Source organism: Coprothermobacter sp., assembly GCA_013824685.1.
Taxonomy (GTDB): domain Bacteria; phylum Caldisericota; class Caldisericia; order Cryosericales; family Cryosericaceae; genus Cryosericum.
On the sequence record PNOG01000008.1, the window covers coordinates 59,396 to 74,510 of the forward strand.

General features: G+C 61.6%; 12 protein-coding genes. 4 read left to right on the forward strand and 8 right to left on the reverse strand.

What is annotated here, in order from left to right; translation table 11 throughout:
• Window positions 1–191: 191 nt before the first annotated feature.
• The 3 genes from C0398_02285 to C0398_02295 all read left to right on the forward strand — a co-directional run bounded on the left by C0398_02285 (window position 192) and on the right by C0398_02295 (window position 1,927).
• A complete protein-coding gene (locus C0398_02285) occupies window positions 192–899 on the forward strand; it encodes a ubiquinone biosynthesis protein UbiE (protein ID MBA4364818.1) in 708 nt (235 codons plus the stop codon).
• 18 nt (window positions 900–917) lie between these two features.
• Window positions 918–1,577: a hypothetical protein gene (locus C0398_02290; GenBank protein MBA4364819.1), complete on the forward strand. Its 660-nt coding sequence runs from the start codon at window positions 918–920 to the stop codon at window positions 1,575–1,577.
• Between the two features lie 65 nt (window positions 1,578–1,642).
• Window positions 1,643–1,927 carry a hypothetical protein gene (locus C0398_02295; GenBank protein MBA4364820.1) on the forward strand — a complete coding sequence of 95 codons (285 nt, stop codon included), beginning with the start codon at window positions 1,643–1,645 and terminating at the stop codon, window positions 1,925–1,927.
• Window positions 1,928–2,021: 94 nt separating this feature from the next.
• Here C0398_02295 and C0398_02300 read toward each other — a convergent pair whose 3' ends face one another.
• Entirely contained in the window at window positions 2,022–3,143 is a 1,122-nt protein-coding gene (locus tag C0398_02300) for a threonine synthase (protein ID MBA4364821.1), read from the reverse strand.
• Window positions 3,140–3,430 (reverse strand): hypothetical protein, encoded by a 291-nt coding sequence (locus tag C0398_02305; protein MBA4364822.1) that lies wholly within the window; start codon window positions 3,428–3,430, stop codon window positions 3,140–3,142. Before C0398_02305 ends, C0398_02300 begins: the two co-directional genes overlap by 4 nt.
• 44 nt (window positions 3,431–3,474) lie before the next feature.
• On the opposite strand from C0398_02305, the gene C0398_02310 reads away from it, so the two are divergent.
• On the forward strand, window positions 3,475–4,281 hold the full coding sequence (locus tag C0398_02310; protein ID MBA4364823.1) for a hypothetical protein: 807 nt from the start codon (window positions 3,475–3,477) through the stop codon (window positions 4,279–4,281).
• On the opposite strand, the gene C0398_02315 is transcribed toward C0398_02310, so the two are convergent.
• The 6 genes from C0398_02315 to C0398_02340 form a co-directional block, all read right to left on the reverse strand.
• Window positions 4,239–5,462: an MFS transporter gene (locus tag C0398_02315; protein MBA4364824.1), complete on the reverse strand. Its 1,224-nt coding sequence runs from the start codon at window positions 5,460–5,462 to the stop codon at window positions 4,239–4,241. The two genes, C0398_02310 and C0398_02315, sit on opposite strands and share 43 nt — an antisense overlap.
• 49 nt (window positions 5,463–5,511) lie before the next feature.
• Window positions 5,512–6,798 carry a phosphopyruvate hydratase gene (locus tag C0398_02320; GenBank protein ID MBA4364825.1) on the reverse strand — a complete coding sequence of 429 codons (1,287 nt, stop codon included), beginning with the start codon at window positions 6,796–6,798 and terminating at the stop codon, window positions 5,512–5,514.
• 251 nt (window positions 6,799–7,049) lie between these two features.
• Window positions 7,050–7,973 (reverse strand): EamA family transporter, encoded by a 924-nt coding sequence (locus C0398_02325; GenBank protein ID MBA4364826.1) that lies wholly within the window; start codon window positions 7,971–7,973, stop codon window positions 7,050–7,052.
• On the reverse strand, window positions 7,952–8,863 hold the full coding sequence (locus C0398_02330; protein MBA4364827.1) for a hypothetical protein: 912 nt from the start codon (window positions 8,861–8,863) through the stop codon (window positions 7,952–7,954). The genes C0398_02325 and C0398_02330 overlap by 22 nt, the downstream gene beginning before the upstream one ends.
• Before the next feature lie 119 nt (window positions 8,864–8,982).
• The gene (locus tag C0398_02335) at window positions 8,983–11,838 is read right to left on the reverse strand and encodes a hypothetical protein (GenBank protein ID MBA4364828.1); all 2,856 of its coding nucleotides are present in this window, start codon (window positions 11,836–11,838) and stop codon (window positions 8,983–8,985) included.
• A gap of 235 nt (window positions 11,839–12,073) precedes the next feature.
• Window positions 12,074–15,115 (reverse strand): hypothetical protein, encoded by a 3,042-nt coding sequence (locus C0398_02340; protein ID MBA4364829.1) that lies wholly within the window; start codon window positions 15,113–15,115, stop codon window positions 12,074–12,076.

Sequence of the window (15,115 nt, forward strand, 5' to 3'; positions counted from 1 at the left end):
AGCGGCCCGGCGACAAAACACATCGTCGGGCCGTCAGTCTGCTCTGCAAGCTAGTCTTTCACCGCTCCAGCGCTGTTGCGAGAATCAGCCGGTCAGTCGATCCATGACGGCATCACCTGCATTCCTCCATCTTGCATTCCTGCCTGTCTCGCAGACAATGAATAGAGAGGATTTTCTCCGGGAGGCGCCACATGGCAGACGACGCGTTGTTCGACAGCATGGCTGATACTTACGATAGCTGGTACATGACACCCCTGGGCGCCTATGAAGATGAGCTCGAAAGCGCTCTGGTCTTCAAGCATGTGGGCGTCGTGCGGGGCAAGACCGTCCTGGACGTGGGATGCGGCACCGGACTGTACAGTATTCGGTTGTCCGAAGGCGGCGCCGACGTCACTGCCGTAGACATCTCCCCCAAGATGATCGAGATAGCGCGCCGCAAGGCCCAGGACCGTGGCCAGTACATCTGGTACGATCAGGCTGACATGCTCAAGCTCCCCTACGAAAACAGGACCTTCGACATGGTTGTGTCGATTACCGCGCTCGAGTTTGCCGCGGACCCACTGATGGCTCTCATGGAAATGGCCCGGGTACTACGACCGGGGGGCAAGCTGGTCGTCGGCGTCCTCAACAACGATTCTCCATGGGCCGATGCTCGCCGTGAACACGCCAAACGTGAAGAGTCTATCTACGGGGCGGCCCATTTCTTCTCGTCGTCCGACCTGCGCTTGCTGATCCACCGCACGGGCACTTTTGGGGCCCTGACGATGGAAAGCTGCATCCACACACTTCCCGACGAGGACGCGTTCCTGGACAGCACCGCCTCGCGACGGGAGTTCTTCGGCCGCATGTTCAGGCCGCTGACCGGTGCGTTCCTGGTTGGCACGGCGCGCAAGCGCTAAGGTCCCAGGGAGAAGCCGATGCTTGTCCGTGAATACATGACGCACGACCTCGTGACCATCGAGCCCGAGGCACGGTTGTCCGACGCTCTCAACATAATGCGCGCGCGCAACGTTCACCGTCTTCCTGTCGTCGAAGACGACTTGTTGGTCGGCATCGTCTCCGAGAAGGACCTGCTGTATGCCCTGCCCTCCGTCGACCGACCCATCAGCTGGGTCGAAGCCAGCGCCAAGGCTGCTGCCCTGCCTATACGCCAGGTCATGCACCAGGACGTGGTCACGGTCTGTCCTGACTGTCCCATCGAGATTGCTGCTGCGACCATGGCTGACCACAACATCGGCGCGTTGCCCGTCGTGAGTCCTTCGGAGTCGCACACCCTTGTAGGGATCATCACCGAAACGGACATCTTCAAGCTGTTCGTCGAAATGCTGGGTTCACGCGCACCGGGTGTCCGCGCATCTCTTGAGATAGACAACCGCAAGGGTGCTCTCGCCTCGCTGTTTAACCGCATCGTCGAAGCGGGTGGGGGCGTTACGACCGTGTCATCGTTCCCTGCCGCATCACCACATCGTCTCCGGATTATCCTCAAGGTGGCAGATGTAGACCAGAACGCGATGCGCGGTCTCCTCAAGCCCGAGGAGACAGTGATCGACCTGCGCGAAATCCAGGGAGCCCGCTGACCCCAAATAACGCTATGACGCCTACAGCCGGCCGGAAACAAGGAGTGTCCTGGATGAGAAGACTTATGACGATCATGGCCTTCGCCGGAGGCCTGTTGGGACTAGGCAACTACGTCTGGGACGGACGGACCATGGCGCCCGGTGGGCGCAACCTCTATGTTCCCAGCAATATCGCATCAGTACTGCTGCTGGCTATTGCGGGTTCCGTAGCTGCGACCATGCTGCTGCGCGACCACGGCCGAATGACTGAGGAAGAACGCAAGGAGTACCGGGCAACGCTCGCCCTTTCCATAGCCGCACTGGCTATCCTGAGCTCCTGGATCCTGTTCCGCGCCGTCAGAACCACCTGACGCATATTCGATCGTGTTCCTGCGGGGCCGATGCCGCCTGCAGTCGGCGACCCGGGCACGAGAACGTGCCAGCTGCATCGCTGACCTCATCTTGTCAGAGAGAATCCACGAGTTCAGCGATCTTGCCCGCCGCCTTCAACCCATGTCCGGTAAACGCTGTGACAATAATCTCGCCGGGCGCTGCGGTGCGGGCATACCTGCGCGCGCCCGCGATCACCGCGGCGGACGTCGGTTCGATGAACCAGCCGCCTCGACAACAATCTCGGAGACTGGCGACGATCTCCCGTTCAGCAACGGCCACGAACGATCCGCCGGTGGCACGCACCGCCGCCAGCACCTGCGAACCACGCGTCGGGGTCGCAATGGCGATGCCCTCGGCAGTCGTGTGGCTCGCATGGATTGCGACGGGTTCATCCAGGCCCTCCGCGAACGCGCCAGAAAGAGGCGCGCATGCCGCAGTCTGTACGGCGATGATGCGTGGCACATGACTCACGATTCCCGCCCGCGTGAGCTCCGTGAACCCCAGGTACGCCCCAAGCAGCAAGGTGCCGTTACCCGCGGGCAGCACCAGGGTATCGGGGGTCGTCCAGCCGAGCTGTTCCGCGACCTCATACGCAAACGTCTTCGTCCCCTGCAGAAACCACGGACTGTACACATGGCTGGCGTACACACACGTCGCGGCCGCCTCAAGCGCCGCGCGCGCTGTGTCTTCGCGCGTTCCGGGGATACGGTGCAGCGTCGCACCATATGCCTCGATCTGCGCCGTCTTGGCGGGGGAGGTATCCTCGGGTACGTAGATATCGCAGGCGATACCGGCACGGGCGGCATACGCGGCCACCGCGCAGCCCGCGTTGCCCGAGGAATCCTCGACGACACGCTCCACACCGAGCTCGCGCAGGTGCGTCATGAGGACTGCCGCGCCCCGGTCCTTGAACGAGCCAGTCGGAAAGAGCTGTTCCTGCTTGATCAGCAGCGCGCTCCCGTCGAATAGTACGGACAGCAGAGGCGTCCAGCCCTCCCCCATCGTCACGACGTCGTCGCCGACAGGCAGTGCCTCGCGGTAGCGCCACTGATCATATGGTCGTCCAGCCGTCATGCTGGGCCGGAAGGACGGCTCGAACCGCACGTCGAGCATGCCTTCACAATCGCAGCGCAGGCGTCTTCCATCATCGTCGTAGTCACGGCCGCACCGGGCGCAGCACAGAGAGGAGCTCATCGTCCCTCCGGCAGCACGTCGAAATCGGTACCGGCATCCGTGGCAAGGACATCTGCCATGGCAGGGCCGAATCGTGCGGCAAAGGTCTCCAGCACCGCCTGTGAGACAGCGACACCGGCAGAACCCAGCTCCCGCTGCAGCACTGCGCTCATCGTGGCATAGAGGTGCGCGGTGTGGTAGCTCCATGGGAGCATCCACTCCCCCTGAGCACGCTGTGTCTCTTCGTGGCCCAGCAGCAGCGCATGGTGTTCAGCACTAAAGGCTTCTCTGGTCTTCGCGTCGCGCACTCGTACCTCCTGGAGTACCACGGAAATGGGTCCCTGCCTCTGAAGTGTATCGGGACAGCCCCGCCAGGCAAGCCCAGGCATGCATGCTTCCGCGTCTGTTCTGCTATCATGTCTGCATGAGAAAACAGGTGTCGTTCCTGGCCAGTCGCGCACGCCTCTGGCTGCAGAACCCCGTGCCCTTCGCCGTGCTGGTGGGTGCAGCCCTGCTATACGTCGGCGCCCTCGTCTCGGGACTGGCGGAGGAGGTGCTCGACACGGAAAGTATCGTGCTGGCCGACGGATGGCTCGTGCACTGGCTTGCCGCACACCGTACGCCGGCCGGCATCGGTTTCTTCGAGGCCGTCACCTTCGTTGGAAACTGGCAGGTAGTCGTCATCGTGCTGATCGGCGCGGTCGTCTTCCTGTGGAACCGAAGGCGTCGCTCGGCGTTGTCGATCATTGTTGCCACCGCCGGGTCACAGCTTGTCGTTTCGCTCGGCAAGGCCGGTTTCGGCAGGCCGCGGCCCCCAGCCGTACTCGCGGTCGTCACCCCCCTGGATGCGAGCTTTCCGTCCGGACACGCCAGCATCTCGGTAGCCCTCTACGCACTCGGCTTCTATCTACTGTTCCGCGCCACGCGCTCGCCCAGACTCAAGAGGCTCTGGCTGGCCCTTGCATTTCTCTTCCCTCTGCTCATCGGGTTCAGCCGCCTGTACCTTGGCGCGCACTATCTGTCGGACATCCTCGCGGGGTGGAGTATCGGGGTATGGTGGTCTATTCTCGTCGTGGGCGTGCCCGCTTTCGCCCGCAGGCGCCGAGATGCGAAACGTCAGGCAGCGGACTTGAGGTCGCGCCCGAACACTGCGAAGTAGATCGTGCCGGCAGCCCCGAAGGCTGCGGCGGTGAAGAAGTTCACTCCCGGTCCCCTATTCCACAACCAGGCGGCACCAAAGGCTGCGACCGAGACGATGACGTCCCGGAGGAGATAGTACGTCCCAAACGTCGACGCCTTGGCGTTCTCCGGTGCAAGGTCCATGATCAGTGCCTTGCGCGTCGGCTCTCCGTATTCCTTGAGGCCGCGCAGGACGAAAGCACCACACAGCGCAGGGAATGACCGGCTGAAGTACAGCACAATCGGGAATGCGGTGAAGAAGACAAACGTCGTCAGGACAAACGGCTTCTTGCTGTTGCGGTCCGCCAGGATTGCGATGGGGATATAGACGAGCATCGCGGTTATCATCTCGATCGTCGTCAGGACGCCGAATTGCAAGGGCGTCATACCGTTCCGGTCCACGACCCACAGGACGACGAACGCATAGGGAATCTGTTCGGAGAACCGGATGAGGATATCCGAAATAAGCAGGTTGCGCAGATCTGGGGTAATGAAATGGATAGAGTCCTTGAGGCGAACAGCACGGTCCTTCTTGCCGGCATCCGGGTCTTCCTTGATGAAGAAGACCTCCAGCAGGATGGCTACGGCCCCCAGCAGCAGGGCGACCCCGAACGAGATACGGACACCCTTGATGCGTCCGAACACCTGGATGAGCGCGCCACCGACGACCGGCCCCAACGCCATGGGGATGCGCCGTGTCAGTGAGTGGAGGCTGACGCCCATTGTGCGCTTGTCCTTTGGGACGGCCTTGCTGACCAGCGACATGATCGCCGGCAGAGAGATCGCTGTCCAGGAGATGAAGAAGACGGCACCGACGAGGACCGCCCACCACGTGGGAACGAGGATGACGATCACATATCCTGCCATCGCGACGAGGTTGAACACGATGAGTGCTTTCTTGTAGCCCAGCAGGTCGCTGAGATATCCCCCCGGAAAGCTGTAGAGAGCCGACAGCAGGTTGTCCATGCCGTTCAGCGAGCCGACCGCCCATGTCGTGCCGCCTACGGCCATGAGGTACAGTGGCAGGAACCGCTCGGCCATCTTCTCGCCCATGCCCACCAGGACAACCATGGCAAGCAGGGCAATCATGCTGGAGTTCAGGGCGAAGAAGCTGCGGATAGCGCCAGGAATGCGACGGCGCGGCACGCTGTCCTGATTCATCTCTTGGACAGGAGTCGTGCCGCGCCGTTCACGTGCTTTTCCCCGCTAGCTAGGGCCGTACGAACGCGGCGTGTCCGGCGTACGAGGCCTGGTCGCCCAGCTGTTCTTCGATGCGCATGAGCTGATTGTACTTCTCGACACGTTCGCCACGGCAGGGCGCACCCGTTTTCAGGTGACCTGTGCCCATACCGACGGTCAGGTCGGCGATGAAGCTGTCGACGGTCTCGCCACTGCGGTGGGACACCATGGCTCCCCATCCGGCCTTGCGCGCCATCATGATGGCCGCGAAAGTCTCGGTCAGCGTGCCGATCTGGTTCAGCTTGATGAGGACAGCGTTGGCAGCGTTCTCGTCGATGCCGCGCTGGATGCGTTCGACATTGGTGACAAACAGGTCGTCGCCGACCAGCTCGATCTTCTGCCCGATGGTCTGGTTCAGCAGCTTCCAACCGTCCCAATCGTCTTCGGCCAGACCGTCCTCGAGGACGACGAGTGGATACTTCTCCACCCAGTCGGCATACATGGCAACCATTTCGGCAGACGTGGCCTTGCGACCCTCGGTACGCAGGTTGTAAAGGCCGTCTTCATAGAAACCACTGGAGGCTGGGTCGAGGGCGATGGCGATCTGCTCGCCCGGCTTGTACCCGGCTTTCTCGATGGCCTTGATGATCAGCTCAATGGCGTCAGCGTTGCGCTTGAGCGCCGGAGCAAATCCACCTTCGTCACCGACGCCGGTGGTGTAGCCCGCGCTCTTGAGAACGCTCTGGAGCGTATGATACGTTTCGCTTGCCCAGCGCACAGCCTCCCGGAACGTTGGTGCGCCCACCGGGGCAATCATGAATTCCTGCAGGTCGGTTCCCTGCCAGTTGGCGTGGACGCCGCCGTTCATGATGTTGAACATGGGGACCGGCAGCATTGTCGCGGTCACGCCGCCAATGTACCGGTACAACGGAAGGTCACAGGCCTGTGCCGCAACCCGTGCGGTTGCCAGGCTGACGCCCAGAATGGCGTTGGCGCCCAGTCTGTTCTTGTGCGGAGTGCCGTCCAGCTCGATCATCGCATGGTCGATACTGGCCTGGTCGGTAGCATCTTTGCCCATAACAGCGGGCGCAATCTCCTTGTTCACATGTTCTACGGCCTTCAGGACACCCTTTCCGCCATAGCGGGCCTTGTCACCGTCACGCAGTTCCAGAGCTTCATGAATACCGGTCGACGCACCAGATGGAACGCCCGCCCGTGCCATGATGCCGGATGCAAGGGTGACCTCTACTTCGACCGTCGGATTGCCACGCGAATCAAGGATCTCTCGTGCCAGTACACTCTTGATAGCTGTTGTCATTGTTGTTCCTCCTGGTACAGGGTAATGGACACTATAGTATTGTTCAGCCAATCAGTATTTCCAGTGTGAGCGATGTGTGAGTTCATCATGACGGTCTGCTGGTCGTCTCCTTCAGCTCATCATTGCCGACGAACCGGCTGATCAACCATGGACAGGCGACCCTGTCCACATACACAAGCGCGCGTTACCCACTTCCTATGAGCCTCCCGGATGACGGACTCTCCGCAAACGTTACAGTTTGTCCTGAACGGTCATTCGGTCAACTGGTCGGCTTGTGGCCTGCCATCGGCGCGCAGGCCCTCGCTTGCCACCAGCGCAATCGACGACGCCGTCAGGACTAGCGCCACCGCCATCGCCCACGTAAACGGACTGCGGAAGATGACCAGCGACAGCAGGGCTCCGGCCAAGGGACCCACGGCAAAGAAGGCTCCCGTGCGGGCCGCGCCCATAGCCTTGAGCGAAAGGATGAACAGCACAAGAGAAACCCCATACGAGATGCAGCCGACGCCAAGCCCGGCCAGGAGGTTGGTCGGGGCAGGCAAGCTTCCTCTGGTCACCCACGAGAGTCCCAGAGAGAAGAGTCCCGCCGCCAGTCCCTTGACACTGACCAGGACAAGGGGATCGCAGCGGGACAGCCGCGCGGACACGTTGTTATCGACGCCCCACGCAATGGCAGCGCCCACGATCAGCAGCGGTCCGACCATGCTGGACATCTCGCCCGCCGTGACCCCGGTGAGCAGGACACCGGTCGTCGTCATCAGTACGACCGCCCCCCACACCGCCCCCGAAACACGTTCCCTGAAGAACATCCATGCAATGAGCGCCGTGGTCACGCCCTCGAGGTTCAGGAGAAGCGATGCTGTGAACCCCGACGCAGCACGTACGCCGAACATCAGGAGGACGGGTGCCAAGACTCCACCGACGGCGATCATCGTGAGCACGTACGGCGCGTCCAAGCGCCGGAGTGGTTCGCTCTGCAGTCCACGCGTCACCCCAAGCAGACGACCCACGGACACGGCCACGAATGCTCCAAGGTAGAGGACACCGGCGAGCGCGATCGGATCCATACCGGCGACGATGAGCTTCGACAGGGGGGCACTGAGCCCGAACAGGACTCCCGCTCCCAGCGCAAGTGGAATGCCCCGGCGGACGTTCACCCCTCCACAGTCTCCCACGCCAGTGAACGCCGCTCGTCATCGCGCCCCACGACGAGGACGGCTGCCGCCGTCAGTCCGAGCGCAGCAACGACGACCCAGGTGACAGGCGTTCTGAACAGCACGAGCGACAGCAGGGCGCCGGCCAGCGGCCCAACACCTGCGAAAGCGGCTGTCCGTGCCGCCCCCATGGTCCGCAGGGACACGAAGTAGAGCAGCAGGCCGACTCCGTTGGACACGGATCCCAGCAGTACTCCCAACAAGAGATCGCGCACCGGCGGAAGGCCGCCCATGCGGAAGGCGCCCACCAGCGTAAGGATCACTGCGGCCGGCAGGCATTCGATGAGCGTGACCAGCAGAGGGTCACGCGACGACAGTGTCGTCACGACATTCGTCTCAATCCCCCATGCGGCACAGGAGCCGAGAATGAGCATTGCCCCCGCGACAGGTGCCAATCCTTCACCGCCCGTACCGGTGACCAGGATGCCGGTGAGCGTCATGCACAGGACGGCAAGCCAGATTGACGGAGAAACGCGCTCGCCGAAGAATGTTAGTGCGATGAGTGCTGTGGCAACCGCCTCCATGTTCAGCATGAGCGAAGCAGCAAATCCGCTGGACATACGAATTCCATACATGAGGAGGACAGGCGCTGCGATCGTACCGGTCAGCACTGTGACAGCGAGACGTGGAACATCCCGACGCGTGACGCGCACATACCGCCCGCGTTTGCTGAGTCCCAGCAGCAGCGCCAGCGCGGCGATGATCGCCGGACCGGTATACAGCGCTCCTGCAAGAGCTACGGGGTCCATCCGGGAGACCAGCAGCTTTGAAAGAGGAGCTCCTGCTCCCAGCAGCGTACCGGCGCACAATGCCATAGGAATTCCACGCCGTACGTCAGGTTGTCGCATCATGTCCAGTTCTCCACCAAAGACACCGTGATTTCGGATGACAGCTGGTGCCTTGTGTCCAGTATATGCAAAACGGGCCACAGCGCTTGCCGTGGCCCGTTTTGCACACTCCGGACTTACTGCTATGGTGTCTTCAATGCGTCCAGTTTTGCCAGGACGTCTTCGAGCGCCTTGAGTTCCTGCCCAGCCTTCGCGAAGTCGCCCGCTGCCGTGTACTGCTTGTACCGGGTCATCGTAGCGACTGCTTCCGCGATGAGCGCTTTCTGTTCGGCCGTCACGGTCCCAGCCGTTACAGCCCCTCCCGTCGTCCCCGTCTCAGGTGGTACGATTGTCCCAGGTTCAGTAGTGGTCGCTGGTCCTACCCCACCAATGTCCACCGTCGTTCCCAGTAGACTGCTGAGAGCCTGGTCTAGATTGTCCCCCCACACCAGCTTGTCCTTGGTGGCCGCGACGATCTTCTTGATCTGCGGCATCTTGGAGCTGCTGGACTGCAGATAGATGGGCTCGATATACAGCAGCGAGCCGTCGACCGGCAAGATGAGCATGTTGCCCCGGAGGACCTGCGAACCCTGCTGGTTCCAGAGCGTCAGCGTCTTGGAGATCTCCGTATCCTGATCGATGCGGGCCTCGACCTGGAACGGACCGTACACAACACGGTCCTTGCTGAACTTGATGACCGACACACGATCGGGGCTGCCGATATCGGAACTGATTGCCATAAGCGCGACGAGGTTGTCCTTTCCGACAGGCGTGAACGGCGTGACCAGCGAGAACACCTGTCCCGTCGACCCCGGCATCCTGAAGAAGATATAGTACGGCTCGATGGAGGCATCTGTTCCCAGGTAGCGTTCCTTTGCCACCGCCCACTTGTCTTCCTGTCCATAGAACACACGGGGGTCCGTCATGTGGTACTTCGAGAAGACGCGGCTCTGCAGCGCGCCCAGCCCGGACGGATACCGGTAGTGATCCTTGACGAACGATGGAGCGTCGTCGAGCGTCTTGAACAGCCCCGGGTAGACACGGTCGATGGTCGCTGCAATAGGATCGGCCTTGTCGATGCGGTAGAAGGTCGTCGTCCCGTCGAATGCGTTCACGGTGTACATGAAACTGTTGCGGATGTAGTTGACGACCTTGCCGTTCAACTCTGCGCCGGCATCGTAGTACTCGCTGTAGGGGAAGTACTGCGAGGTCGTATACCCCTGACCGAACCAGAAGAGCCTGCCCTCGGGGTCCACGACGATGTAGGGATCACTGTCCACCTCGAGGAACGGCGCAATGTGCTTGACGCGCTCCTGGAGATTGCGATAAACCATGATTCGTGATTCGCTGCTGATCTGCCCAGATATCAGGATGTTGACGTTCTGGTTGACGAAGGAGAAGGCAAGCCGGTTGAGCATCGACAGGCGGATGCCGCCATTGCCCGTGTACTGGTACTGCTTGTTGGCGTCGCCCTGTGGATAGTCGAATTCCGACGAATTACCCTTGACGATGGCATACCCGTTCGTGCTTTCACCATAGTAGATGCGCGGCTCGGAAATATCGACGAACCCACCGTTGCTGACGGGAGGAATGTCCTTCACGGCATACACGGGAGCGCCTTCGGACGAGAAGTCGCTGACACCATTTGCGACGACGCCGAATCCGTGGGTGTAGACCAGCCGATCATTGACGAAACTGCGCGAGGTATCCGACAGCAGTGACTGGTCCAGCTCACGCGCCGCAATCATGACTTCCTGCGGCTTCCCGTTCAACGTATAGCGATCGATGTCGATATCGTTGAACTTGTAGTAGCTGCGGATGGACTGCAGCTGCTCGTTGGTATCGGCCAGCGCGCGCCAGTCCCACAGCCGCACGTTCTGCAGAACGTCCTTGTTGGCCCCGACAGCGCCCGCGGACAAGATCGTCTGCGTGCCAGGGTCGGGGATCACGTTGACGGCCGACAGGCCAAACGCGGTATTGGTCGCCGCGATGTTGTTGGCCAGATAGGGCGTCTCGCGGGAGAGTTCGTTGGGCTTGACGGCAAAGCGCTGATAGAGCGCTGGAATGCCAGATACAAGCAGAACATAGGCGATGAGCGTGATGGCGCCGAGCCAGCCGAGGAATCTCGGGTTTGCCAGCCGTGGCTTGAACGAAGCCAGCAGGAATACGATGCCGCACAGCAGGATGCCAACGGCCGTCGCCTTGATAAGCGGGATGCGGACGACCTGATCCGCGTTGCTCACGCCGAACACAACGCCGTTGCTCTGGAACAGAAGTCCATACATCGAGAACCAGACTCCTGCAGCCGCGATAAGCAACAGGATGCCTGCAAAGAAGCTCAGGCGGTTGCGCAGTCCACGGTGCAGCGCGGCATCGCCAGCCACAGATGTCGCCAGAAGGAAACTTGCACCGATCACCGCCAGACCGCCCACGGCGATGCCCGCAAGAATGCCCAGGAGCCCTCGTACCACAGGGTATGTGAAGAAGTAGAAGCTGATGCTGTGCCCAAAGATGGGGTCGGTGTACGCCGTCGACGCCACCTGGCGTGTCGCGGCCAGGAGCTGCAGACTGAGACCGCTTGCACCGAAACCAACGAAGTTCGCGGTAACAAGGGCAATGATGATGCGCGCCCATTTGAGCGTCTGAGAAGTGCGACGGGCGTCGTCCGCGTTCATCCCGGCGAACAGGCCACGCGGGAGTCCCGTGACCGCCCACACCATGGCATAGGCCACGACGGCCCCTACCACATAGGCGGCGATTTTCGCCAGCGTCCTTGTCCAGAAGACCTGCCGATAGCCGACCTCGGTGAAGAACAGGAAATCCGTGTAGATGCCTGCGAACGCCGAGAACACCAGCCCCGCGACCGCGACGAACATGAGCGCCACGCTAAGCCCCATGGCCCAGCCGCCGAACTTGCTCCTGCGCACCCAGATGAAGATGGCGACAGCCACCAGCAGCAGTACGCCGAACGCCGATATCATTGCCGTCTGTCCAGTCATAATATGTCAACCTCCTGTTTCAACGCAGAACCACTACTCTGGGGCAAGCCAATGTGCACACAGTTGGAACCGATCAGGTTCCGGCCACAATTTGGGGAACACCCGGATCACCCTCATGCCGTCGAGAGTATGAGATACCCTCTCATGATAGTTTACGCCGTTCACCGGCCGAAACAACGCAGACGGCTGACTCATGCGCATCGCCACCCAGCCAGATGTGAAAACCCTGAAAAACTCAGGGCTTGGGGTATGTGATAGTGATGGTCTGGGTCGAACTTTCCCACTGCACGTCGGCGCCCAGACTCTCTGCGATGAAACGCAGAGGGAGCATCGTGCGACTGTTCAGGATCAGAGGCACGACCTTTGGGTTCGTGGCGTCGACAGGAGTCGATGTGCCGTTCACCAATGCTCTCGACTTCCCGATGACGAGCGTGAGTTCGGTCCCCTCGAGCAATATGGTCACCGTCCGACTGGCAGCATCCCAGGCAACGCTTCCACCAAGCGATTCGACAACGGCCCGGATCGGGACCAGCGTGCGTCCCTCGACGATGACCGGCGGCGCATCCAGCACGACCGCGGAGCTGCCGACATTCATGGTGGGCAAGCCAATGCGAAGGACAAGAACCGTCCGGGGTTGTTCTGCAAGGACGCGCACAGGAATGGAACGCGCCTTGCCCGCAAGTTCCTGCCTCCCCCCGTCTCCACCCAGCAACTGAAGTTCGTCGATGTCCAGCTGTGTCGTTCCGGCCCCGAGCGCGCGGAACGTCAGGACGGCGATACTGCCGTTTCCGGTGACTGGCCGGGCGTCGCCCTTGAGCGTCGACGCGATGGTTACTTCGCCTGCAGTGCCGTGATCCTCGATGAACAGCGTTTCGGCACCCATGAGGTCTCCCTGCGCGACACTCACGAACTGTAGCGCCTTGTCGTCATAGGTGACACGACACCCCACTCCGTAGAGACTCTCCACATCACGTGCATCCACCGGCACCTGCACCGTCGCTCCCATGAACGTCTCGACCGGGACTCCCCCGACAACCACAGGAGGAGCAGTGCGGATCGCGACTTCGGCATGGACGGTCGTGACACTTGCCGGGTCCAGCGCACTGCGGACCTCGACATCCACGGCACCGACTGTCCCCGCCGCGGCGCCCGCCGGGACCTGGACGGTCACTGCCACCGTGCCTGTCGCTCCAGACAACACCGTGACCGACGCGGGACTGACCGAACTCGACCACCCGCTTCCGCCACGGACCGTCGACTTGACCGCGAACGTGTCTGTCCGGGTACTCCAGTTGCGAAGTCTCACCTGCAGGCGCGTTGTCGTTCCAGCGGAAACCGCACGCTCCACGGTGTCCAGCCGGACGGTCACGGCGGCACCCGAGGGCGCCTCTGGTTGGCCATAGCTGAGTTCACGAATCACGTTATGAAACCCGTCGGTCACATAGAAGGTGCCCTGCGCCGACCACGTCATCCTGCCCGGAAGATACCAGGACCTGGCAGTTGTCCAGGCGACCGATCCGTCCTGGCGGAACGCGATGAAGCGCCCGTTCTCGGCATCACTCACCAGGATGAGGCCATCAGGCAGCAGCATCGCATCGTGAGGATAGTACATCTGGCCGTCGCCGCGACCGCCGCTCACTGCTCCGAATGTCCGGATGACGACCCCGCTGGAACTGTAGCGAACTACCTGCTGAACTTCAGAAGACTCACCCCACAGGCAGACGAGCAGGTCTCCGCCCGGCAGGATGGTCAGTCCGCCGGGCATACCGGCAGTTGTGAAACGGCCCAGTTCTGTTCCGTCGACCGCCAGATGCACAACAGACCCATCGCCCTGGTTGCAGGCCCACAGTGTCCCATCGCTTGCCATCTCGAGATCGCTCGGCCCGTCAACCTTGCCGGCGCCAATGGTCCTGACATAGTTGCCGGCCTCATCATAGACAGCGATGAATCCTCCCTTGGCATCCTGTGCACCGACATAGACCAGTCCTGTGCCGTTTGCCGCGACGGACTCCACCAGCTGCATCGAACGGGAGCCTGCGCGCATGACGGTGAACAGCTCGTTGCCGCTGCGGTCCAGGACGTCCACATACCCACGGTTCCACTCGATCGTCTGACCGTCGGCGGAGACGGCGGGTGAGCTGCACGTTACCCATAGCTGACCCTTGCTGTCGACGGCAACGTCCTGGGGATTGTTGAGCCGTCCCCGGAGGTCGATGGCATAGTCCTGGACAGCCACCACGCCGCCGCCGGGGGCGTACTCGACGAGCGTCGCGTGGTAGCCGCTGCCGAAGGGATTGGTCGCGTCGCGGAAGAACCCGCTGTTCATGACATAGACCGTGTCATCAGGCGCGACGGCGACGCCTCCGGGACTGAGCATTTCGCCGTCCTGGATGTCGGTCATGTCGGCCGGGTACTGCCCAAAGCTGCGCCGATATTGACCGCTGCTGGAGAAGACCTTGACGGCGGGGACCGGCAGTTCGCCGGTGCCACGATCCGCGACATAGATGTTGCCCTTTGCGTCAACTGCAAGGTCGGCAGCGCTCGTGATGAGGTTCTCCGCATCTCCTGCAGCCGCAAAGACTCGGACGGCCTTCGTTCCGCTCAACCGGTAGACGGCGCTGTCGCCGCTGGCAACGACATAAGGAAAGAGGCCTGCTGACGTCATGCCGGCGGGACGGGAGATGCCTGTCACGGCTGTCACATATGTGCCTGTCGCCGTGAATTGCTCCAGGCGGTCATTCAACTGGTCAGCGACCCAGATGCTGCCATCCGGCAATACGGCAATGCCGGCTGGCCCCTCGAACTGGCCGGATCCCCTGCCTTCCGAGCCGAACTCCATCACAACCAGGCCGTCGGCGCCATACTTGACGACCTTGTTGCCAAAGAAGTCAGCGATATAGACGTTGCCGACACTGTCCACAGCAACGTCAGCCGGGTATTGCAGCTGCCCGCGCCCGCTCCCCAACGATCCCATGACGCGCTTGTGGACAAGGCCAGCCGAGAAAACGTGGACGCGGCCGTACCCAGTGTCACACACGACGACGTCCCCATTTGGCAGGATGGCCACGCCCTGCGATGGGAATGCACGTGCCGACGGGTAGTCGTTCTCGACAGTGTTGACGCTCTCGATGGTTAGCGTCCCGACATAGTCAGAGGGCATCACGCCGATTGTGTCGACCTCGATCAACGCGACGGCACCCACCGCCGTTCCCATGCCTGGCACCAGCAACGCTCCAAAGAGCGCAATCACACACAGCAGGCTCATCGTTTTCTTCAT